The sequence below is a fragment of the Streptomyces sp. NPDC096311 genome, from assembly GCF_044763085.1.
Lineage (GTDB): Bacteria > Actinomycetota > Actinomycetes > Streptomycetales > Streptomycetaceae > Streptomyces.
This window is the reverse complement of sequence record NZ_JBIWFN010000010.1, coordinates 298,887-320,938: the sequence shown is the minus strand read 5'-3', so window position 1 is coordinate 320,938 and position 22,052 is coordinate 298,887. Positions and strand designations below refer to the sequence as shown.

The following is a 22,052-nucleotide window of genomic DNA, read 5'->3' as shown; positions in this document are numbered from 1 at the left end:
TCGCTCAGCCGGTCGCGCGGACCGCGTCGCGGATCAGCTCGGCGACCACCTTCGGCCGGGACACCGCTACGGCGTGCGAGGCGCCCTCGACCTCCAGGATCGTCGCCCCCGCACGCTTCGCGCCGAAGCGCTCGACCTCGGGGTTGATCGCCTGGTCCGCGGCGGCGACCAGGGCCCAGGAGGGCTTGGTCTTCCACGCGGCGGCGGTGGCCGTCTCCGTGAACGAGCCGGCGGCGAGCGGACGCTGGGCGACCGCGAGCACCTTGGTGACCTCGGCGGGGACGTCCGCGGCGAAGACGGACGGGAACGCCTCGGGGGCGATGGTGACCTCGACGGCCGGGTCACCGCCCTCGACGGGATACGTGGCCTGCTTCAGGCTGCTGCCCAGCGGCGAGTCGGGGAAGCGCCCCTGCAACTCGCCGAGGCTCTCGCCCTCCTCGAGGACGTACGCCGCGACGAAGACCAGGCCGACCACGTTCTCCGCGGTGCCGGCGACGGTGATGACCGCGCCGCCGTAGGAGTGGCCGACCAGCACGACGGGGCCGTCGATCTGCGCGGCCACCGAGGCGATGTACGCGGCGTCGGAGGCGAGAGAGCGCAGCGGGTTCGGCGGCGCGACGACGGGGATGCCGTGGTTCTGCAGTTCCGCGATGACGCCGGACCAGCTGGCGGCGTCGGCGAACGCGCCGTGCACGAGCAGGGCGGTGGGGGTGGTGTTCCCGGACATGACGGTGTCTCCTTGGCGGTCTTGGCGGTCTTGTGGACCGGGTCAGCCGGCGTGCAGCGCGGTGTGCAGCGTGCGGGTGGCCAGCGTGATGGCGGCCTCGGCGGCGTGGGTGCCGCGCAGGGCGTTGAGCATCACGAAGTCGTGGATGATGCCCTGGAAGCGCACGGCGGTGACGGCGACGCCGGCTTCGCGGAGCTTGTTGGCGTACGCCTCGCCCTCGTCGCGCAGGACGTCGGCCTCGCCGGTGATGACCAGGGCCGGGGGCAGGCCGGTGAGCTGCTCGGTGGTGGCTCGCAGCGGGGAGGCGGTGATCTGGGCGCGGTCGGCCTCGTCGGTCGTGTACTGGTCCCAGAACCACTGCATGCCGTCGCGGCGCAGGAAGTAGCCTTCTGCGAACTGGTGGTAGGAGCCGGTGTCGAAGTTCGCGTCGGTGACCGGGTAGAACAGGACCTGCTGGAGCAGCGGGACATCGCCGCGCTCCTTGGCCATCAGGGTGAGCGCGGCGGTCATGTTGCCGCCGACGGAGTCTCCGGCCACCGCGAGGCGGCTGCCGTCCAGGCCCTTGGTCGCGCCCTGCTGCACGACCCACTGCGCGACGGTGTAGTTCTGCTCGATGGCGACCGGGTAGCGGGCCTCGGGCGAGAGGTCGTACTCGGGAAAGACCACGGCGGCCTCGGCGCCGACGGCCAGTTCGCGGACCAGGCGGTCGTGGGTGTGGGCGTTGCCGAACACCCAGCCCGCGCCGTGGATGTAGAGGATCACCGGCAGGGTGCCGGTGACCCCGGCGGGCTTGACGATCCGGGCACGGACGCTGCCCGTCGGACCGCCCGGGACGGTGATCCACTCCTCGTCGACCGCCGGCTTGTCGATCTCGCCGGACTGCACCTCGTCGACGGCCTTGCGACCCTCCGCCGGGGCGAGGTCGAACAGGTACGGCGGATTGGCGGTGGCTTCCGCGAAAGCGGCGGCGGCCGGTTCCAGTACGGGCGTGACCGGCTCTACGGCGTCGGACATGGGAATCTCCTGAAGCGTTGTTCCTGGATACGCCGGGCAATGCTCCGGCCTCGCACCCACGCTAGAGGCGCGGTGCGGGCGTGAATGGTCCGTCAGCGCACCGCCGTTGAACTCACAGCGCCCAACGCGTCGACCACCTCAGCGGCGCCCGGTGGGCGTGCCGCGGCCGACGGTGTCCCGCCATTCGCTGGGCGACATCCCGTACGCGGCCCGGAAGACCCGGCTGAAGTGGGTGGCGCTCATGAACCCCCAGCGGTTGGCCACCGCCGCGATGGTCCGACCGCCCCGGGCCCGGATCATCAGGTCCCGGCGGCACTCCTCGAGCCGGCGACGCTGGATCCACCGGCCGACCGTGGTGCCCTCGTCCTGGAAGATCCGGTGCAGATAGCGCGCGGAGATGTGATGGGCCCCGGCGATCGTCTCGGGGGAGAGGTCCTCGTCGGTCAGATGCAGGTCGATGAACTCCAGGATCCGGGCCCTCAGCGGTGTCCGGGCGTCGGGCGTCGCGGTGGCGTCCCGGCCGAGCCGCTCGGTGGCGAGGGTGGCCAGCACGTTCACGGCGTTCCAGGCGAGCAGGTCGCCGACCGGCGGCCGGGACGAGGAGGCCGTGTCGGCGAGTTCCGACAGGAACGGTGACAGCAGGCTGCCCAGCCGGGACACACGGGGTACCGGTGTCCCCGCGAGCCGGGCCACATCGGCCGCGTCGAGCCCGAGCGACTCGTACGGCACGAGGAACACCTTCATGCGGAACCGCTCGGGGAAGTCGAGCGTCGCCGGACCGTGCGCGTCGTAGAAGCAGATGTCTCCCGGCCCGAGGAAGACGTCCTCGGGCTGCCGCGGACCGTGCGCGCCGCTCCCGCCTCGTACGCCTGCCGCGCCCCGTATGCCTACGAAGAGGTACTCGCCGCTGTCCCGGGCGACCAACCGGTGTGCCCGCCGGGCCGGGTAGGGCCGGCCCGCCCCGGGCAGCTCCGCGGGCGCCGTGCCCGAGACGACGATGTCGAGGCCCATGGGCATGCGGCACCTCTCGGTCTCACCTGTCTCATCCGTGTCATCGCGGTCGGTCCGAATGGTGCTGAAACTGGACGTCATCCGCCGTTGCCTCCGAGCCCTGCCGAACTGTCGAGAGGAGCGACGACGCCTCGTGGGACGGTCGTCCACTCCGCTCGGAGAGTAGGTCGGGGCAAGTTCAAAAAGAGTGACGCGGGAGTGACGGGGACTCCGTCGCGGCGGCCTCGCCGGCCTCCGCGAGCTCGGCGGCGAACGCGCGCAGCAGGGTGTGCACGGTGTAATGGCCCGGAGCGTCCTCGCACACGAGATGGGCGTCGGCGAGGCGGTCGAGGACCGGCCGGGCCTCGCGGGGCGACAGACCGGCGAGCCCGGCGGCGATGTCCGCCGCGATGCCGGGGCCGGGGTGCAGCGCCAGGAGGCGGAAGAGCCGGGCGTCGCCGGGCGGCAGCGACCGGTGGGACGCGGCGAACGCGGCGCGGGCGTCGGCCGTCCCGTCGACGCCCGCGAAGGCGTCGAGGGTCCCGTGCGCGGCGCGGAGTTCGGTGGCGAGGGCGGCCAGCGGGAAGTCGGGGCGGCTGACGGCGCGCGCGGCCACGATGGCCAGCGCCAGCGGCAGTCGGCCGCAGCGTTCGATGATCTCCTCGGTCGCCTCGGGTTCGGCGGCCGGCCGCTCGGAGCCGACGCGCAGGGCCAGCGCGGCGCGGGCGTCGGCGAGGGACGGCAGTTCCAGGTGCAGCGGGCGGGCCCCGGAGGTGATCAGACCGGGCAGCCGGTGACGGCTGGTGACCACGGCCAGACAGCCCGGGGCGGTGGGCAGCAGCGGGCGTACGTGCTCGGTGCGGGCAGCGTCGTCGAGCACGACGAGGACGCGGCGGTCCGCCAGCAGCTCGCGGTAGAGGTCCGTGAGCGCGGTCATGCCGTCCGGGAGGTGCCGGGGCGGTGCTCCGAGTGCCGCCACCAACCCTCGCAACGCCTCCACGGGTTGCGGCGCGGGCCTGGCGGCCGCATCGTGACCGCGCAGCTCGACGTAGAGCTGGCCGTCCGGGAACCGGGGTGCGATCGCTTGGGCCCAGTGCACGACCGACGCGGTCTTCCCGACGCCCGCCATTCCGCTGACCAGGATCGTCCCGGGGGCCTCGGAGGACGCCGTCGCCCCGGCGAGGGCGGTCAGCTCCCCGAGTTCCTCGCTCCGACCGGCGAAGACCGTCAGGCCTGGCGGCAACTGGGCGGGCCGGGCGAGGAGTTGCACCGGTTCGGACAGCACTGTCCTGACCGGTCGGTGCACCGGGGGCGCGGACGCGCGCACCTCCTGACGGAGTACCCGGGTGTGGGCCGCGCTCAGCTCGGCGCCCGGGGCGACCCGCAACTCCGCGGCCAGTCGGCGCCGTACCTCCTCGTACGCCGTCAGCGCCTCGGCCTGCAGTCCGCAGGCCGCCAGCACCAACACGAGCCGGGCGTGCAGGGACTCGTCCAGGGGCTCGAGGTCGATGGCCCGGCGCAGGCTCGGCAGCACGAGGGCCGCCGTGCCGCACAGCAGGGCCGCGTCGGCCGCCATCCGCGTGGTGAGCACGAGTTCGTGCTCCACGGCGCGGAACAGGGCGTGCTCGCGAGCCGAAGCGGGGAGCCCCATCGCCACCGGCCCGCGCCACTCGCCGAGGGCCCCGACGAACTGCCGTACCGCCACCTCGGGCCGACCGGTGGCGACCGCCCGCTTGCCCCGCAGGGTGAGTTCGCGAAACCGCAGCAGATCGATCTCGTCCGGCTCCGCGTCCAGCAGGTAGGCACCGGTGCCGCGCGGCAGGCGACGGCCGGGCGCCCGGGGCGGCAGCCCCGGTTCGAGCAGCCGCCGCAGCGCACCGACGTACCGGCGCACCACGTTCGGGGCGCTGGCCGGCGGACGGCTCGCCCACAGCACATCCACGATCTCGCTCACCTGCACCGGCCGCCCCGCCCGCACCATGAGCAGGGCCAGGAGGGCGCGTTGCTGCGGGAACCCCAGATCGAGTTCCCGCCCAGCCCGCCGGACCCGCAACGGACCCAGCACCTCGAACCGCATCACCTCGTCGCACTCCGCCATTCGCTGGGAGACATGCCGTAGGCGTCCCGGAAGGTGCGGCTGAAGTGCGAGGGGCTGCTGAACCCCCAGCGCTGCGCCACGGCGGCCACGCTCGGCCTGCGGTCGGCGCCGCGGCCCAGCTCGCGCCGGCACGCGTCCAGCCTGCGCCGGCGTATCCACTGGCCCACCGTGGTGCCCTCGTGCCGGAAGAGCTTGTGCAGGTAGCGGACGGAGATGTGGTGGGCGAGCGCGATCGACTCCGGTGACAGATCCGGCTCCGTCAGATGCTCTTCGATGAAGGCCTGGATCCGCGACACCGTCTCGGTGCCGACGTCCGACGCGTCGGGAGTCTCCTCCCCGAGGAGTTGCATGACGAGCACGGCGACCAGGTCGACGGCGGAGCGGGCGAGCCGGTGGCCCGTCCTCGACCTGCGGAAGTCCGTCTCGGCGACGAGCGCCGAGAGGAAGTTGGACACCAGCGCGCCGACGCCCTCGTCGCCCCGCACGCGCCGGCCCATGATCCGGTGCAGGTCCGAGGGCGACACCCCCAGGTGACCGCGGGGCACCCGGAAGACCGTCAGCCGGCAAGGGCCGCTGAAACGCAGGTGGTCACGCCGGGCCGGATCGTGGAACACCAGGTCGCCGGGGGCCAGGAACACCTGGGTGCCGCCCCGTGTCACCGAGACCGAGCCCTGGACGTGCAGTCCCAGGTGCAGGAACGCGTCGTCGGCCGGGTCCGGCAGCCGGAAGAGACGACGGACCGGTGCGGTGTCGCGTGACATCACCGAGTCGATCATGAGGACTCCCGAGGTGAGATGTCGGGCCCAGGGCCCTTACTGAGGAACGGCTGTGGGGGTGGGGCATGCTCGCGCAGCAGGGAAGCAGCCGGTAGCAGGCGGCAAGGGCTGGTGCGAGAGGGCGACGGGGGTCGGTCGTCATACGACGACGCAGCTCATGGCCGCCCACAGCAGGGGCGAATGCTCGATCCGGTGGCCGGTGCGCCAGCGGTCCAGCTGTTCCCGCTGCCAGAGACCGAGTCGGTGCACGGGGTCGGGGTGCTCGTGGGCGGTGTCCACGGCGACGATCGCCTCCGACAGCGGTCGTACGGACTCGGCCAGACCGGCCAGCCGGTGGAACGCGAAACTGGTCGGCAGCACCCAGCGGGTGGCCGTGACCAGTTCGGCACCGTTGTGGATCATCGCCGATGCCAGGCCGAACGACTCGGTGAACCGGAGATCGCCGCCGCTCTCGCAGGCGATCAACGCGACGCGGCGCGGCGCGGGCCAAAGGCGCGAACCCGGCACGCCGTCGGCCCGCAAGGTGAGGGTGCCGAGCAGGAGATCCTTGGCGGACAGCGGCCGATGGGTACGGACCGGCTCGGTGAACCCGGTGGTCCCGGGGCCGCAGCACAGGTGGAGCGCCGCGTCCTCGCTCTGCCCGTGCTCCACCGGCGCCCCGCTCACATGGCCGACGTACAGGAGTCTGCGCGCGCCCTCCCGGAGAACGCGGCTCAGCCAGTCCCGGTCGAGGTCGGTGCGGCGGAAGGCCTCGGCGGCGGTGGCGAGCGGCGGCTCGACGACGCCTGTGTCGAGGTGGCGCCGTACCAGCGAGAGCAGTGCGGGGTCCGAGCCGGCCGGCCCCAGTACCGAACCGAGCGGGGAGTCGGCCCGGAATCCGGGCACCCGGGGGTCGAGGACGAGCACGACGGCGTCGCCGTCGCCGTCGGCTTCGACGGTGGGGGCCGGGCGGGCGGCGGTCCCGGGCCGCTGCCGCAGTGACACCGGTGCGGTGGTCACGACGTCCGCGAGGTCGAGGAGCCGGACGTCGGTCTCGTCGTCGACGGCGAGCAGTTCCCAGGGGATCTGAGCGACCCGGGGCGACGGCTGGATCCGGACCAGCGGGCGGGCGCCGCCCGCGGACACGTGGCGCAGTTGCTGTGTCAGACCGATAGGCCACAACGCCTCGGCCAGTCGCCGCGCGAGACGGTGCTCGGTCCGGTGATCGGCCATCGCCCCCGAGGTGAACGCGCTGCGCATCCCCTCGTCCGGGCCGGGCAGCGCCGCGGCCAGCGCACGGACCGCGTCATCGACCTCGTCCCTGGGCGCGTACCCGGTGCCGAAGCCCTGAGCCCCGCTCGTCCATCGCCAGGCCATGAAAAGGTCGCCCGCGTCGGCCAGCCGGACCTGGACGACGGGGCGCGGTGTCGTCGGGCTGCCGTCGTTGTCGGTCACCAGGACTGCACCGTTTCCTCGCTCACGACCCTGCGGTGATAACGGGATTCGGCCGCCTCGACGTACTCCCGCAGCGCCGTGCGGTCGTGGTCCGGCGACATCAGCACCTGGGGCGGCAGTCCGATCCGCAGACCGCCCCAGGTACCGATGTCGCCGGACGTATGCCCGTACGTCTTCATCGCCCCGTCCGGGAAGACCGCCGCACCCGCGGCGGAATCCGGGGGCGGGGTGCGGTGGTCCAGCGCCAGTGGAGCGCCCGCGCAGCGGAACTCCACCAGTTCGAAGAGCAGCCCCTGATCCTGGCGGCGTACCGCGAGGCGGAAGGCCAACCGCATGGCTTCCTGCGCCAGTCGCAGCCATTGGCTGCGTGCGTGGCCCGTGGCGAAGTCGTAGCGTGCCGCCTCCAGTGCCAGCGCGGCGGGCAGCGCGAGCGTGAGAGCGGCGTCGACCGCCGCCCTCTCGTGAGCCCCGTGGTCCGACCGGTTCAGACGGTCCTCGATACTCGACGCGACCATGAAGTCCGCCTGTGCGCAGCGTTCGTAGACACCTTGTGCCTCGTACACCTCGCGCGCGCCCTCGGTCAGCCGCTGCATCTCCGCGATGTCGCCCCGGCCGTACGCCTGTTGGGCAGCCAGCAGCATGGTGTCCGCGGCGGCGATCGAGGCACCGGCCTGTTCGAAACGGGCGAGGCTGGTCGCCATCAGGTCGTCCGCCCCGGTGGTGTCACCGCGTCCGGCGGCGAGAAAACCGCGGGCCTGCTCACAGATCGCGAGATCGCCGAACTGCCGCCGACGCTCGAAGACCGACGACGCCTCGGCGTACAGCAGCTCGGCGTGGCCGAGGTCGCCACGGCGCATCGCGACATAGGCCCGGTGTGCGATCAGCTGCGGCTGCTCACCGGTTTCCCCCAGCGCCCGGAAGCTCTCCTCGGCGCGGACGAGGTAGTCCTCGGCGAGGTCGAACCGCCCGGTCGAGGCGCAGACGAGTGCCAGGTCGGTGAGCAGGTGGGGCACGGTCGGTACGGTCGGGGGCGTGGTGGACACCAGGGCCGAGGCCAGCTCGTCGGCCGCGCCCCACTCGCTCCGGGACATCAGCAACTGGACGCGATTGCTGCCCAGTTCGGCGGCGCGCGTGCCGTCGCCGCCCTCGAACTCGGACAGCCGGGCCGTCGCCTCGTCGAGACACGCCTGCGCCCGGTCCAGGTTCCCGGTCCTGCGCGACAGGTCGGCCTTGCCGATCAGTACCTTCAGCAGGTCGTCCAGGAACAGCTGGCGGCCGAGGGGTCCCATCGGCGTGGACTCGATGTCACGCAGCAGGCCGAGGGCCCGCTCGATGGCGGTCGCCGCCCCGGCCAGGTCCGTGGCGGCGAGCTGAACCATCCCGATGCCGGCCAGCAGATGCGCTCTGAGGAAGCGCACATCGGGCGAGTCCTCGAAGTCCTCGGCGGCGGCGAGCAGGTGCTCGTAGCAGGCCTGCGCGGCGGCGAAATCCGCCGTCCGCAGGGAACGTTCGGCCGTGGCGAGGCCCGTGTCGAACGGTTCGCCGAACAGCTGCACCACCGCCTCCGCGGTCTCCTCGTCCGGCATCGGTCAGTAGTCCTCTTCGGTGGTCGTGGCGGCGGCGATCTCGGCGAGGAACGGGCCCATGGGTGAGCTCCGTGGCGCGGGTTCAGCACCGGCCGCCAGTCGTCGCCGGACCAGGGAGCGGATCGCGTCGCGGTCGGCACGGACGTCGGCGCCGGCACCGGGGTCGAAGCCGGGGAGCAACACCTGTACGTCGAGGTGCGGTTGCCCCGTGGCCGGTACGTTCAGGTCGGCCCGGCCGGTCCACAGGTCGTCCCGCCTGCCGAGCCGGATCCGGTCCGCCGTGCCGCCGTCCACGCGAACCTCCGCCACGAGAGGCACACCGACAGCGGGTGCCACGGCGTCGGCGAGGACCTCGACCTCGATCTCCCGTCGCGCGCCGATCGCCCGGGCGGTCCAGGTCACCGCGTTCTCGGCCGCGTCGACGAGACCCGGCGGGTAGCGACGCCAGTCGTTGACGCCTGTTCCCCGTGCGATGACCCGGCCGCTCGGAACGTGCGCGGTGCCCGCGGCGAGCGCGTAGCCGCCCGGTCCACCCGGTCGCGTGAACAGCCCACCGGACGCGGGGCGTCGATCGAGCGAGGACCGCAGCCGGCGCAGCGCGGTGGTGTCCAGTCCGGCGTTGTCCGCCGCGGCGTCGACCAGGCGCAGGACGTTCTCAAGGAGCCGCGCGGTATCCGATTGCGCCGGTACGGAGTGCCACCACCGGATCAGTGGATCGAGCCCGGTCTGATGCTCGCCGATCAACGAGGCCGCGCAGTCGTCGGGCTGATCGTCGAGCGAGTCCGAGTCGAACAGCTGCTGGCACTGACAGGAGAGCGCGGCCAACTCCAGGCCGAGCACGTCCGGTTCGAGCGCGGGTATCTGGTCCGGATACGACGCGGGCCACCACCGGGCCGCCCAGTGCCCGAAGGCGAGCCGGGCGGCGCTGCCCGCGAGAGCCGTCGCGTCCGCCGCTGCCCGGAATTCGTCCGGCTCCGCCGCGGCACACGCGTGGACGGCGGCCGCGGTGCGCTCGCCGTAGACCGCCCACAGCCACTGCTGGGCGCGGCCCACGTCATGGACGTACGCCGTCGGCGGGCCCGGGTCGTCGGCGACCGGCCAGACGAGAACCGCGCCCGCGACGTCGAGAACGGCCTGGGTGAAGGCGGGGCGGTGGGTGTCGGGCGACGCGGCGGTGATCCGGATCGTGCCGTCGTCGGCCCGTCCGACGCGGACCTCGGTCTCCGCCGCCATCACGCGCTCCTCGGCTCGGCGGTCTGGGAGTACGAAGCGGTCGCCGACAGGGCGCGCAGCGCCGACCGGACCCGGGCCCGGTGGTCCATCATCACCGAGCGGCTCACGCCGTCGAGTACCGCCCAGACCGACGCCACGTCGTCCAGCGGGGCTTCGCGGACGTCCCGCCCGTGCAGCCGCACCCACAGTCGCCTCATGTAGGCGACCCATGGCGTACGGAGGTCATCGGCGAGCGCGGCCAGCGGACCGCCGTCGGGGTCCGGAGAGGTCGTCATCCTGCGTGCGCGCAGGACCGAGGCCTCCCGTTGCCAGCGGGCGTCGACGGCGCGGTGTGCGGCCGTCCGCCGCGGCACGGAGTCCCCGCTGCCCAGCGGGTCGAGACCGACCGCGAGCCGGCCGCCGACGACCACGGCAACGCGCAGGCTCTCGTCGCACAGTCCGAGCGGAGCACAGCTGCGGCCGACCTCCCGCCGGACGAGCTCCGGCACCGTGGGCAACTGCTCGCGCAGGGCCGACGCCTGCAACACCACGAAGATCCGCTCGAACACCGTACGGTCGAGCGGCGCCGAGAGCGTGGCGGTCGACGCGCCCCGGCCGACCTCCGGGCGCGGCGGCACCTGATATGCGGTCAGTTTCAGGTGGGTGGGCACCTCGGCGCGCCCCCAGACATCGCTCGCGACACCGCCCGGGCCCGCCCACAACGCGCGGCCGACCAGACTCCCGTAGGCGCCGTCGACCATCGAGGTGAAGGCCGGCGACCGCTTCTCGGCGCCCGGAGCACCGCAGGCTTCGAGCACCTCGGCAGCCGCGGCGGCCACCGCGTCCGGGACGTCGGCCGGGGCCGGTGCACGGCTCGCCCACGCCGAGGCCAGCTCACGGTCCAGCCGTGCGTACCGGGCCGGGTCGGCGAGGTGCTCCTTCAGCGCTTCCACCGTGCGCCCGCCGGCCGCGTCCGCGACCTCTTCGAGCGCCGCCCTGGCCAGTGCGTCCGCACCGGCCGACGGCGCTCCGTGCTCGGTGGCCAGTTCGAAGCAGAGCCGGAAGTAGAGGTCCTGCGGGTTGCCCGCCACGATTCCCAGCGCACGGCGGGTCTTCTTCAGCAGCGTGAACCATCGTGCCGTTGCCTCAAGACGCGCGCCCGTCTCCCGGATCAGCGCCTCCAGCTGCACGGCCTCCCGCGGGCCGAGGAAGTCCCCCGCGAGTTCCGGGTGCAGCGACGGCCTGATCACCAGCGGCAGCACGATCAGCTTCACGGTCCGAGTCAACGGCGCGCCACCGGGCCCGCTCAGCGACTCCAGCCCCGGGCCCAGGGCGCGCCAAGCCCGGTCGATGATCATGGCTCGCGGAGCGTGCGCGCCGGTCGGCCTGCTCGGAGACGGCATGCGCCCAAGATTACGGCGCCTCGAGAACAGGGGTCGGCCGAGGGACGAACCTGGGATCGGTAGGGGCCGCGTCGCCTCTACCGTCCACGTCGTCGCACCTGAGCCGCACCGCACCTCGTCGAGGAAGGGACACCATGGGAATCTTCGGGAAGCGCAAGAGCCGTGAGGAGAAGGCCGCCGAGATCGCGAACCAAGTCGCCGGCGGCAAGGGTTTCTACGGCCGGGCCACGCGCGCGTTCCTCGGCGCCGAGGACTTCGGCAGGCTCCAGCAGTCGGTCGGCGCGTACCAGTCCGGCGTCGATGTGCGGCAACTGCTCGCCATGGGCGCGCCCACCGTGTCCGCTGTTGTTGTGTCGATCGGTGACACCGGCAAGTTGGTCAACTTCGACCCGGTGGTGGACCTGGTCGTCCAGCCCGCCGGAGGCACCGACCAGGTCACGCTCCAGACCATCGTGTCGAAGTTGCGGATCCCCCGCACCGGCGACCAGGTGCTGCTGCTGTCCGACCCCGCGCGGCCCGGGGGCTACCTGTACGCCGGGATGGCGTCATGACGGACTCCGCTTCCCGCGCGGGACGGCCCGGTGCCGGTCGCGGTCGTCCGGACCGGACACGGTCGCTGTCATGACGATCACCGAGAGCCCGCGGCCCACCCGCAACGGTCCGGTCGCTCTCACGCGAGGGTTCCTGACCAGTGGTGTGATCGGGGCGTCCCTGGCCGCTCTCGTCGTCGGTGGCGTCATCGAGAACGTTCCGCTGTTCTGCACGGGCCTGGGCCTGCCCATCGCGTACGGCGCGTTGTACTCCGTGGCCGGCAGGCCCCGGCGCGCGCGTGCGGCGGCCGCCGTGCCCCGCACGGCTCTCGCGATGATCGAGAGCCTGCACGCCACCGGGGCCGAGTTGTCGGCGGACGTACCGATCCGTTTCGTCCTGTCGGTCGCGCCGGACGACGGGCCGGCGTACCGCGTCGAGATCACACAGGACATCAACCTGGTCGACGTCCCCGGCTACCGGCCGCGCGGCATCGTGGTGGTCGAGTACCCGCAGGACCGGCCGTGGCGGGTCCGGATCGTCAAGCGGCCGACACCGGAATGGGAGCGCCGGGCCGCCGGGGCCCTCCTGGACTCCGCGCCCGAGTCCGCCGTGGTGGAACGGCCCCCCGAGGGCTGCGCGTTCGGCATCGTCCTCCTCGTCGGACTCCTGCTCGGCGCGGCCGCCGTGATCCTGTCGTTCCGCGCGGACCTGTTCGGCAACGAGGCCACCGCGCGGCCACCCGCCGCGGCGCGGCCCTCCACCTCCTCCACCTCCTCGACGTCGTCGTCCATCACGGTCACGTCGTCGGCGGGGCTGGCCACGGTCGCCCTGGGCCCGGACCGGACACTGCTCGACAAGGGTGAACTGCGCCGGGCCGTCGACTCCCTGACCCAGGGCAAGGACACGAGCCCGGTGCTCTCCGTCGTCGTCCAGGAACACCTGATGTCGGTGGTGTACGCCCCCACCGGCACCGCGGTCCCCGGGTTCGGCCTGCGGTCCCTGCCGTACGAACGTCTCCCCGCCCTGGTCGAGGAGGCCGTCTCCACCCTCGGCGTCCGCTCTCCGCGGACCTGGCAGCTCAGCGTCGACCACCTGACCGGCGCCCTCGTCATCCGGGTCACCGTGACCAGCCCCGACGGCGGGGCCTCGCTCGACGCGGACGCGAAGGGAAGGGTCGTACGCCGTAACCCGGCACGCTGACCGTCCGCCCCGAGAGCTACGCCAAGGGCGCCACCGACGAGGACGGGCGGTCCGACCAGACCTTCGTCGTCGACGTCGTCGTACGCTCCGGTGGCACCGAACGGCGCGCTGTGGCACGCGGCCGGGACATCTACGCCGTCAGCGCGCCGCTCGCGGTGGAGGCGGTCCACCGCATCCTGACCGGCCGGACCCACACCGTCGGTGTCGCCTCCGCCGGTGAGATCTTCGACGCGTCCGGCTTCCTGCGCGCCGTGTCCCCGCGCATCTCGCTCGAACTGCTCGGGCGGGGCGGAAGCCGCGGCGGCGCGCGAGGGCGGTGAGGGGTGGCCGTGCGGGCTTCCGGATCTCCCCCCATGCTGGAAATGAGGGGGCGAGGCCACGGAGGAGGTGGTGAGGATGCAGACCGTTGTGGATCTCACGCGCTGCCAGGGCTATGCGCAGTGCGTCTTCCTCGCACCGGAGGTGTTCGAGCTGCACGGCGAGGAGGGGCTGCTGTACGCCACGGCCGTCCCGGACGACCAGGTCCAGCGCGTACGCCAGGCTGCGGCGGCGTGCCCGGTCCAGGCGATCCTTCTCGGTGAAGGGGTGAGCGCCGGTGCCCGGTGATCTGAGCAACGGCCCCATCGTGATCGTCGGCGCGTCGCTGGCCGGGTTGAGGGCCGCGGAGACGCTGCGCGAGGAGGGCTTCACCGGCTCACTGACCGTGGTGGGGGACGAGCCCCGGGCGCCTTACGACCGGCCACCGCTGTCCAAGCAGGTGCTGCTCGGCAAGGCGCCGGCGCACACCACGGCGCTGCCGATGCGCCGGGACCCTGACGCCGACTGGCGACTGGGCGTGGCCGCCACCGGCGTGGACCCTCTGGAGAAGCGGGTGATGCTGGCCGACGGCGAGTCGCTGCCGTACGACCGGCTGCTGATCGCCACCGGGACCCGGGCGCGCCCCTGGCCCGACCCGGATGAGGCCTCCCTGGACGGCGTGTTCACCCTGCGCACCAGTGACGAGGCCGGGCGGCTGGCCGAGCGCCTGGACGCCGGGCCGGAGCGGGTGCTGGTGATCGGCGCCGGTTTCACCGGTTCGGAGATCGCCTCCGGCTGCCGGGAGCGGGGTATCGAGGTCACGGTCGCGGAACGCGGCCCCGCACCCCTGGTGGGCGCCCTCGGCGGCACCCTGGCGCAACTCGCGGCGACCATGCACCGCAATCACGGCGTGGACCTGCGCTGCGGGGTGACGGTCACCGCTCTGCGCGGGGACGGGAACGGCCGGTTCACCGGCGCGGACCTGTCCGACGGCAGTCGTGTCGAGGCGGATGTGTGCGTGGTGGCGTTGGGGGCGGTCCGCAACGTCGAGTGGCTGGCGGAGTCCGGGCTGGCGGCGGGTCCGCGCGGGATCTCCTGCGACGCCGGGTGCCGGGCCTTCAACATGTACGGGATCGTCACCGACGACGTCTTCGTGGCCGGTGACGTCTCCCGGTTCCCGCACCCGCTGTTCGGGTACCAGATGCTTTCCCTGGAGCACTGGGGCAACGCGGTCGAACAGGCAGAGGTGGCGGCTCACAACATGGTCAGTCCGGGGCCTCTGCGGCGTCCGCACCTCGCCGTCCCGACGTTCTGGTCGACCCAGTTCGGGCTCAACATCAAGTCGGTGGGCGTGCCCACCTACTCCGACCACGTGGTCATCGCCCAGGGCTCTCTGGAGGCGCGCCGTCTGGCGGTGGTCTACGGCTACCAGGGACGGGTCACCGCCGCGGTCACCGTCGACATGGCCAAGTCGCTCGACTACTACAAGAACCTGATCGAGACGGCCGCTCCGTTCCCGCCCCCGCCCGGCGCGGCGGACCGCGCGGTCGCGGCCGACGTCACGATTCCGTCCGACGTGCCCGACCCGAGCGTGCTGTCGCACGGCCCCACCGTGGCGCTCACCGGTTACCTGCCCGATCGACGACTGACGGTGGTGCATCCCACGCGCTGACCCACGTCCCGTCCGACCACGAGGAGCCACCATGGCCTCCGAGACCTTGCTGGCACGGATCTCCGACTACGCGAACCGCCCCGACCCCTACCCGCTGTACGCGGAACTCCGCGAGGCCGGTCCCGTGGTGCGGCAGGCCGACGGCAGCTGTCTGATCGGCACCTACCACGAGATCGCCGCTCTGCTCCACGACCCGCGGATGAGTGCCGAACCGCGCAGCCGCACCGACTCGTCGTCCGAGGAGGCGAGGCGGCCGCCGTTCCTGCGGCTCGACGACCCCGAGCACCACAGACTGCGCACCCTGACCATGCGTCCGTTCGGGCCGCCGCACACCCCCGGCAAGGTCGACGGCATGCGCGGCGAGATCACCCGCATCACCGACGAACTGGTCGAGGCGCTCCGGGACCGCGAGCAGATCGACGTCGTCGACGACTTCGCCTACCCCCTGCCCATCACCGTCATCTGCCGGCTGATGGGCGTCCCGCGCGAGGACGAGGCACTGTTCCAGGGATGGACCGAGGCGATCGTCGCGTCCGCCGACATCGGACCCGAAGAGGACACCACCGAACGGGACAAGGCGGGTTTGCAGGGCCGGCAGGAGATGGGCCGCTACCTGGTCGACCTCGCCGAACAACGCCGCGGCCGTCCCACCGGCGACATGCTCTCCGACTTCGTCAACGAACCGGACCCCGCCCTGCGGCTCACCGTCGAGGAACTGGCGGAAACCACCATCCTGTTGTTCATCGCCGGACACGAGACCACGGTCAACCTGATCACCAACGGCGTCCTCACCCTGATGCGCCGGCCGGACGAGCTGGACCGGCTGCGCCGCGAACCCGACCTGATGCCGCGCGTGGTGGAGGAACTGCTGCGCTACGAACCCCCGGTCCACATGCGCGAGAGGGTCCCTCTCTCCGACATCGACGTCGCCGGCATCACGATCCCCCAGGGCACGTCCGTCGTACTGGCGCTGGCCTCGGGCAGCCGCGACCCCAAGCGGTTCCACGAGCCCGACCGCTTCGACCCCGCCCGCCCGGACAACGAGCACTTCGGCTTCGGCAGCGGGATCCATCTCTGCTACGGCGCTCCGCTCGCCCGCATCGAAGCCGAGACCGCGCTCGGCGCGCTGCTTCCTCACCTCGCCGCGGCCCGCCTGGTCCAGGACCCGCCCCCCTACCGGCAGAACGCCATGCTCCGCGGCCCCCGCCACCTGGCCGTCCACCTGTGACCGGCGATACGGCGGCTATGCGGTGAGGTGGTCGTGCCGTGCGGGGCTTCCGGTCACGTAGTGCGCGTACTCGCGCCGCCTCGGCAGCACGTGCGGAGGGGACGATCCCAGCCGTCCGACAGGCGTCAATCGCTCGCCGGCCTTCTCAAGCCACGGCCGGAACGCCGGGGCGCCGCGAACGGACACTTCGCCGTCAACGAAAGCGGCGTGGCGAACTCCTCCCCGTGACGAGCAGCGGGTCTTCGGAGAGGAGGACCGGCGCCGCGAGCGCGGCGTCGTAGGCGGCGCGGTCGAAAACGTACGGGCCCATGGACAGCTCGCCCCACTCCTTCCGGAAGGGCTGGCGGAAGGATGTCCAGGTGACGGTTGCCGGAGTGGTGGTGATGACCGCCAGCAGGGGCCAGCAGCCCCAGAGGCCGCAGGAGCAGCCCAGGACCGGGGTCGTGCCGGTGGAGGGATCAGCAAACTCTGGCGTGGGGTCCCCGAGGAAACGGCGTAGGGGGTCGTCGACCTCGGAGAGAAAGAGGCCGCCATGCTGCGTGAGGAGGAAGCGCTCCTCCTCGGCCCGGGATTCCTCCTCCCACTCCTGGCGCCAGAGGTCGCGGGTGGCGTCGGCGGCGTGCACGCGCAGATCCGTGCCGTCGAGACGAAGGCCCCACAGCAGCTCCGACGACTGGCCGAAGGGGTAGTGGAGAAACTCGATGCTCTGCATGACCGACATTGTGGCAACGACCGTCCGCGTGAACGTTTTCCGGCCGACCCCACTGGTCATGGAACAGGTCCGGCCATGGGGCGTCACCGAAGGTTTCGGTGACGCCCCTGATGTGTCGTTCGGCAGAGCCGCCTTCGCGCTCCTGTGTGAGGGCACGCAACCCTCGTCGTCCGGTTCAGGTCGTGGCCAGCGCGCACTCGCCGCGGTCGGCCTTCATCGGGCCGGCGGAGGTCGGCCGCACGTCGAAGTCGAACATGGCGGTGGGTACGTACAGCGAGCAGCAGGCGTTGGGGATGTCGACGATGCCGCTGATGCGTCCCTCTATGGGGGAGGAGCCGAGCAGCAGGTAGGCCTGCTCTCCGCTGTAGCCGAACTTCTTGAAGTACTCGACGGCGTTGAGGCAGGCACGGCGGTAGGCCAGTGTCGCGTCCAGGTAGTAGTTCGTGTCCGTGTCGTGGTCGACGGAGATCCCGATGAAGGTCATGAACTCCGTGTACCTCGGCTCGACGTTGCCCGGAATGAACACGGGGTTGGTGGAGATGCCATACGTCTCCATGCCACCCTTGATCAGGTCGACGTGGAAGTCGATGAAGCCGCCCATTTCGATGGCGCCGCAGAAGGTGATCTCTCCGTCGCCCTGGCTGAAGTGCAGGTCGCCGCCGGACAGCTTCGCGTCCTTGACGTGTACGGGGTAGAAGACCCTCGATCCCCGGGTGAAGTTCTTGATGTCGTGGTTGCCTCCGTTCTCGCGGGCCGGCACCGTGCGCGCGCCTTCCTCGCCGATGCGTCGTGCGAGGTCCCCGGTGGCTGTGCCGGCGAGTGCGTTGGTGGCGTCCGGCGGTACGGCGAGCGGGGGGACCCGGTTCGGGTCGGTGTCGATCAGCGCCTTCTCGCGGGCGTTCCAGCGGGCGAGCATCTCGGTGGAAGGGGCGGTTCCGAACAGCCCGGGGTGGGTGATTCCGGTGAAGCGGATCCCGGGAAGGTGGCGGGAGACGGCCTGCTGTCCGTGGAAGTCCCATACCGCCTTGTAGGCGTCCGGGAAGTAGTCGGTCAGGAAGCCTCCGCCGTTGGCCTTGGCGAAGATGCCGGTGTAGCCCCAGCCCTGGCCTGCCGCGTCCCCGGTCTGCTGCGGCACGGGGCCGAGGTCGAGTATGTCGACGACGAGCAGGTCGCCGGGTTCGGCACCTTCCACGCCTATCGGTCCGCTGAGCATGTGAGGGATGGTCAGGTCGATGTCGCGTACGTCGTTGGCGTTGTCGTTGTTGCCGACCTGGCAGTCGGTCCAGTCGCGGCACTCGATGCGGAACTCCGCTCCCGGCTTCACCATGGCGACGGTGGGTACGTCCGGGTGCCACCTGTTGTGGCCGGGCACGGCCTGGTCACGCATCGACTTGCTGTGGTCCACGCTGAAGAGATTTTCGGGCATGACAGCTCCTCATGTCTGATCCGGTCAGGACGTTGCGCCCGTACTTCCGGCCGATCCAGCCGTGGCAGGCTGCCGCGATTTCCTGGTGAGCGGCCACAGTGCCGCGAATACGACGACACCGAAGGCCCCGAGGGCGATGGCGATCTCCGTGGTGTGCTTCCAGTAGCCGGACAGCAGCAGCGCCGCGGGAATGACACCGGTGACCCAGCCCTCGATCGCCGTCACCCAGCCCACATACGTGGACAGCCCCGTCTTCTTGAGACCGAGCGCCAGGAAGAACAGGAACCACAGGAAGGACCAGTAGAGCCAGATGACTCCGAACGGGTAGTCCTTGAAGAGGTGGAAATTGACGAACGAATACCCTAGGGCGACGATCGCCACGAAGAGGGAGTAGTAGCCCACGCAGACGTTGTCGATGTCGGCGAGCAGGACAATTCCCACATACAGATAGGTGAATCCGAACAGGTAGATGCCGGATGCCGCCAGAATCTTCATGGGGTCATCGCCGGCCGTGAAGATGAGGTAGGTCGGCGTCAGTACCTGCAGCCCACCCACGAAGAGGTTGAACACTGCTGCAGATTTGGCGTCGGCCTTCCCCAGCAGCAACAGCCCGTTCATGAACAGAACGGCACCGACAAAGAGCAGTCCCACGTTTCCCACGGGGACACACCTCCTAAGTCCGCGTGGGGGGCGGAATCGCGTGGCGCCCAGGTCACCGATGAGTTGCCGAGGACACAGCTCGGCTCCCGGCGCGCCTTCCGTGATTCCGAATTCCGCGCACCACCACGGGAACGCCGTCGTGTCGCGACGTCGAAACCCGCATGAGACGTTCTGCCTTTTCGACCACCGCCCTCAGAGACGCGGCAGCCGCGAGAGTGCGGGGTGCGGGTGCCGTGGCACCCTTCTGCGTGGCGGCACTTGGGAGACCACTGCCGGTGCCTCACGCGCCTGCTCCTCCGAGAGATGGAGAGCGGCGACCGCATGAGAGGTCAGCGAGAGACCGGGCGAAGAATACACACGTCTCGCAGTGCCTGCGCAAACAGGGCAACCGTAAGCCTTGGGCGCCGTCCCGATTTCCAACTTCACATCGAAGGGCCCACAGCGGCTGCATAGATATTCGTAGGTTGCCATCAGCAGCCTCCGGATGTCGGTGGACGCTGGCCAACCCCGAGCGGGTGCGGCGTGCCCGGATAGGCCGCGCCACATCATGTTCCTCACTATCAAGGAGACGTCTCGTAAATCTACGTGTCAAGTCGCCGACGGCTGTGCCTGACCTTTCTCAGAGCGACCCGACGGCGAGCCCCGCCGCTGCCGCCGACAGACCCACCACGAGGCTTGAAGTGCCGTACAGCAGGGACCTTCCGACCTGTCCCTTCTCGCGCAGGTGGACCAATTCGTAACTGAAGGTGGAGAACGTTGTGTAGCCGCCGCAGAATCCGACGCCGGCAATGAGTACGGCCTGCTCCGGCAGCCCGTGCCGTGCGCCGAGGCCTATCACCGTGCCCAGCACGAACGAACCGGTGATATTGATCAGCCACGTGCCGCGCGGGAACAGGCCCGGACGTCTGTACTGCACGTACTGGTCGAGCACGTAGCGTGCGACTGCCCCGACCGCGGCCGCGGCACCGACGGCGAGCAGGGTGATCACCGGACCCACCAGCCGTAGCGGCGGACGCGGCCGTGCCGCGCGGTGAGCCGCACCTGCCGGGCCAGGGCCATCCTGCCGATGGCCAGGCCCAGAGTGGTCGCGGCCAGGCCGGCGAACAGACTGCCGAAGACGTTGAACGCCGCGACCGCGTAGTGGCCGAGACCCAGAAGGCGATCGGTGTCGACCATCCACGTCGAGAAAGTGGTGAAGGCGCCGAGAAACCCGACGCCGGCGAACGGTCGCGCGTACTGGGTCGGCGGCCAGATCTCGAGCACATACACGAGCAGCAGTGCCAGCAGGAACGCCCCGGACACGTTGATGGCGAACGTCGTCAACGGAAACGCCCCCCGAGGCGCAGGAAACATCAGTCCAAGTCCGTAACGGGCCGCCCCGCCCAGAACGCCGCCGAGCGCGACCGCCGCCAGAACGCCCTTGCGCAGACGCGAGCGGAACGGCTCGCGTGACGGCGCGGGATCTGGCTCGGGCTCGGCTCGCGTACCCGAGATGTATGTAGGCCCTCGGGATTCCCTCTCGGGCCCGGATTCGTCCGCCCGCATCAGAAGCCTCCGCACAGAATACGGATCGGTACGCTCTGTCGCCCCAACTCCCGGCGCAGGCCCCATCGAATATCCGCATCCTTATCCACTGGCGCACCCCCCATGGTATCCGCGGGGATTGCAGCGCCGACACATGCTCAACTAAAATTCGTGATCATCGGTACCCGCCCGGTTCAGCCGGAGCGGAGGCCTCACCGATGGAGGACAGCCATGGCAAAGATCATTTCGGTGCTCTATCCCGACCCCGTGAGCGGTTATCCTCCCGACTACGCCCGCGACGAGATTCCGGTCATCACCGGATATCCGGGCGGTCAGACAACGCCGACTCCACAATCCATGGATTTCACCCCGGGGCAGCTCCTCGGCTGCGTCTCGGGAGAACTGGGACTACGCCGGTTCCTGGAGGACCGAGGCGACACCTATGTCGTCACCAGCGACAAGGAACCACCGGACTCCACCCTGGACCGCGAGCTGCCCGACGCCGACGTGGTGATCTCGCAGCCCTTCTGGCCGGCTTATCTGACCCCCGAGCGGATCGCCTCCGCTCCCCGGCTCAAACTCGCGATCACAGCCGGGATCGGGTCGGACCACACCGACCTGCCCAGCGCCATCGCCCACGGCATGACGGTGGCGGAGGTGACCTTCAGCAACAGCATCAGCGTGTCCGAGCACGCCGTCATGCAGATCCTCACCCTGGTGCGCAACTACATGCCGGCCCACGACTGGGTGACCGCCAAGAAGGGCTGGAACATCGCCGACAGCGTCGCGCGCGCCTACGACCTCGAGGGCATGGACGTCGGCGTCCTCGGCTCCGGACGTATCGGCCAGGCGGTACTGCGCCGCCTCAAGCCGTTCGACGTCAAGCTGCACTACTGCGACGTGCACCGGCTGCCCACGGAGGTCGAAGAGGAACTGGAGCTGACCTGGCATCCCGACGTGCGTTCGCTGGCCTCCTCGATCGACGTGCTCTCGATTCACACTCCGCTGCATCCACAGACGCAGAACCTCTTCGACGACGACCTGATCGGGGCCATGAAGCGCGGTTCGTACATCGTCAACACCGCACGCGCGCTCATCGTCGACCGGGATGCCGTGGTGCGGGCCCTCAACAGCGGCCAACTGGCCGGTTACGCCGGTGACGTCTGGTATCCGCAGCCGCCACCGCCCGACCATCCCTGGCGCACCATGCCGTACGAGGCGATGACGCCGCACGTGTCCGGTTCGACCCTCTCGGCGCAGGCCCGCTACGCCGCCGGTACCCGGGAGATCCTGGAATGCTGGTTCGACGGGCGCCCCATCCGCCCGGAGTACCTGATCGTCGACGGCGGTGGACTCGCCGGGACAGGAGCGCGCTCCTACACGGTCGCCGGATAGCGCATAGTGAGCCGGAACGACGCTGCTGCCGCCAAGCATGGCGACGCCTCTGGTCGGCGCCTTACTGACAGGCAACCCCGTTAATTCCGGCTCAATTGCAGACGGCGGAAATCAGCAGAAGATCCATGGGAAGACGCAGCCGAAGATCCACCACATGAGTGGGCAAT

At 71.0% G+C, this 22,052-nt stretch carries 21 protein-coding genes and 1 pseudogene; 7 read left to right on the top strand and 15 right to left on the bottom strand.

What is annotated here, in order from left to right:
• Window positions 1-4 precede the first annotated feature (4 nt).
• The 9 genes from ACIRA5_RS26490 to ACIRA5_RS26450 form a co-directional block, all read right to left on the bottom strand.
• On the bottom strand, window positions 5-727 hold the full coding sequence (locus ACIRA5_RS26490) for an alpha/beta fold hydrolase (RefSeq protein WP_403694318.1): 723 nt from the start codon (window positions 725-727) through the stop codon (window positions 5-7).
• Window positions 728-769: 42 nt separating this feature from the next.
• A complete protein-coding gene (locus ACIRA5_RS26485) occupies window positions 770-1,741 on the bottom strand; it encodes an alpha/beta hydrolase (protein ID WP_403694315.1) in 972 nt (323 codons plus the stop codon).
• 138 nt (window positions 1,742-1,879) lie between these two features.
• The gene (locus tag ACIRA5_RS26480; protein ID WP_403694312.1) at window positions 1,880-2,752 is read right to left on the bottom strand and encodes a helix-turn-helix domain-containing protein; all 873 of its coding nucleotides are present in this window, start codon (window positions 2,750-2,752) and stop codon (window positions 1,880-1,882) included.
• 178 nt (window positions 2,753-2,930) lie between these two features.
• Window positions 2,931-4,829: a BTAD domain-containing putative transcriptional regulator gene (locus tag ACIRA5_RS26475; RefSeq protein ID WP_403694309.1), complete on the bottom strand. Its 1,899-nt coding sequence runs from the start codon at window positions 4,827-4,829 to the stop codon at window positions 2,931-2,933.
• Window positions 4,808-5,605 carry a helix-turn-helix domain-containing protein gene (locus ACIRA5_RS26470; RefSeq protein ID WP_403694306.1) on the bottom strand — a complete coding sequence of 266 codons (798 nt, stop codon included), beginning with the start codon at window positions 5,603-5,605 and terminating at the stop codon, window positions 4,808-4,810. Before ACIRA5_RS26470 ends, ACIRA5_RS26475 begins: the two co-directional genes overlap by 22 nt.
• Window positions 5,606-5,743: 138 nt before the next feature.
• Window positions 5,744-7,039 (bottom strand): CHAT domain-containing protein, encoded by a 1,296-nt coding sequence (locus ACIRA5_RS26465; protein ID WP_403694303.1) that lies wholly within the window; start codon window positions 7,037-7,039, stop codon window positions 5,744-5,746.
• Window positions 7,036-8,625 carry a hypothetical protein gene (locus ACIRA5_RS26460; RefSeq protein WP_403694301.1) on the bottom strand — a complete coding sequence of 530 codons (1,590 nt, stop codon included), beginning with the start codon at window positions 8,623-8,625 and terminating at the stop codon, window positions 7,036-7,038. The genes ACIRA5_RS26465 and ACIRA5_RS26460 overlap by 4 nt, the downstream gene beginning before the upstream one ends.
• Before the next feature lie 3 nt (window positions 8,626-8,628).
• Window positions 8,629-9,858 (bottom strand): hypothetical protein, encoded by a 1,230-nt coding sequence (locus ACIRA5_RS26455; RefSeq protein WP_403694299.1) that lies wholly within the window; start codon window positions 9,856-9,858, stop codon window positions 8,629-8,631.
• Window positions 9,858-11,240: a hypothetical protein gene (locus ACIRA5_RS26450; RefSeq protein WP_403694297.1), complete on the bottom strand. Its 1,383-nt coding sequence runs from the start codon at window positions 11,238-11,240 to the stop codon at window positions 9,858-9,860. Before ACIRA5_RS26450 ends, ACIRA5_RS26455 begins: the two co-directional genes overlap by 1 nt.
• Window positions 11,241-11,374: 134 nt before the next feature.
• Here ACIRA5_RS26450 and ACIRA5_RS26445 point away from each other — a divergent pair, with 134 nt between their 5' ends.
• The 6 genes and pseudogenes from ACIRA5_RS26445 (at window position 11,375) to ACIRA5_RS26420 (ending at window position 16,168) form a co-directional block, all read left to right on the top strand.
• A complete protein-coding gene (locus ACIRA5_RS26445; protein WP_403694294.1) occupies window positions 11,375-11,791 on the top strand; it encodes a hypothetical protein in 417 nt (138 codons plus the stop codon).
• 70 nt (window positions 11,792-11,861) lie between these two features.
• Window positions 11,862-12,971 carry a hypothetical protein gene (locus ACIRA5_RS26440; protein WP_403694291.1) on the top strand — a complete coding sequence of 370 codons (1,110 nt, stop codon included), beginning with the start codon at window positions 11,862-11,864 and terminating at the stop codon, window positions 12,969-12,971.
• A 29-nt stretch (window positions 12,972-13,000) separates the two neighbouring features.
• Window positions 13,001-13,291, top strand: a pseudogene (locus ACIRA5_RS26435) (saccharopine dehydrogenase); the annotation flags it as partial.
• A 76-nt stretch (window positions 13,292-13,367) separates the two neighbouring features.
• Window positions 13,368-13,577, top strand: a complete 210-nt coding sequence (locus ACIRA5_RS26430; protein ID WP_352053294.1) for a ferredoxin — start codon at window positions 13,368-13,370, stop codon at window positions 13,575-13,577.
• Complete coding sequence (locus ACIRA5_RS26425; RefSeq protein WP_403694289.1) at window positions 13,567-14,940, top strand: NAD(P)/FAD-dependent oxidoreductase; 1,374 nt, start codon at window positions 13,567-13,569, stop codon at window positions 14,938-14,940. Before ACIRA5_RS26430 ends, ACIRA5_RS26425 begins: the two co-directional genes overlap by 11 nt.
• 31 nt (window positions 14,941-14,971) lie before the next feature.
• Window positions 14,972-16,168 (top strand): cytochrome P450, encoded by a 1,197-nt coding sequence (locus ACIRA5_RS26420; protein ID WP_403694287.1) that lies wholly within the window; start codon window positions 14,972-14,974, stop codon window positions 16,166-16,168.
• Window positions 16,169-16,361: 193 nt separating this feature from the next.
• Here the strand turns inward: ACIRA5_RS26420 and ACIRA5_RS26415 are convergent, their stop codons facing one another.
• From ACIRA5_RS26415 to ACIRA5_RS26390, 6 genes are all read right to left on the bottom strand, one after another.
• Complete coding sequence (locus ACIRA5_RS26415; RefSeq protein WP_403694284.1) at window positions 16,362-16,880, bottom strand: hypothetical protein; 519 nt, start codon at window positions 16,878-16,880, stop codon at window positions 16,362-16,364.
• Window positions 16,881-17,055: 175 nt separating this feature from the next.
• Window positions 17,056-18,306, bottom strand: coding sequence for a formamidase (gene fmdA, locus ACIRA5_RS26410; protein ID WP_403694282.1), 1,251 nt, complete (start codon window positions 18,304-18,306; stop codon window positions 17,056-17,058).
• Window positions 18,307-18,330: 24 nt separating this feature from the next.
• A complete protein-coding gene (locus ACIRA5_RS26405) occupies window positions 18,331-18,966 on the bottom strand; it encodes an AmiS/UreI family transporter (RefSeq protein WP_403694280.1) in 636 nt (211 codons plus the stop codon).
• Between the two features lie 192 nt (window positions 18,967-19,158).
• Window positions 19,159-19,437, bottom strand: coding sequence for an FmdB family zinc ribbon protein (locus tag ACIRA5_RS26400; RefSeq protein WP_403694279.1), 279 nt, complete (start codon window positions 19,435-19,437; stop codon window positions 19,159-19,161).
• Window positions 19,438-19,585: 148 nt separating this feature from the next.
• The gene (crcB, locus tag ACIRA5_RS26395; protein WP_403694276.1) at window positions 19,586-19,954 is read right to left on the bottom strand and encodes a fluoride efflux transporter CrcB; all 369 of its coding nucleotides are present in this window, start codon (window positions 19,952-19,954) and stop codon (window positions 19,586-19,588) included.
• Window positions 19,951-20,511 carry a fluoride efflux transporter FluC gene (locus ACIRA5_RS26390; RefSeq protein ID WP_403694273.1) on the bottom strand — a complete coding sequence of 187 codons (561 nt, stop codon included), beginning with the start codon at window positions 20,509-20,511 and terminating at the stop codon, window positions 19,951-19,953. Before ACIRA5_RS26390 ends, crcB begins: the two co-directional genes overlap by 4 nt.
• A 210-nt stretch (window positions 20,512-20,721) precedes the next feature.
• On the opposite strand from ACIRA5_RS26390, the gene ACIRA5_RS26385 reads away from it, so the two are divergent.
• The gene (locus tag ACIRA5_RS26385) at window positions 20,722-21,885 is read left to right on the top strand and encodes an NAD-dependent formate dehydrogenase (protein ID WP_403694271.1); all 1,164 of its coding nucleotides are present in this window, start codon (window positions 20,722-20,724) and stop codon (window positions 21,883-21,885) included.
• Window positions 21,886-22,052: the final 167 nt, after the last annotated feature.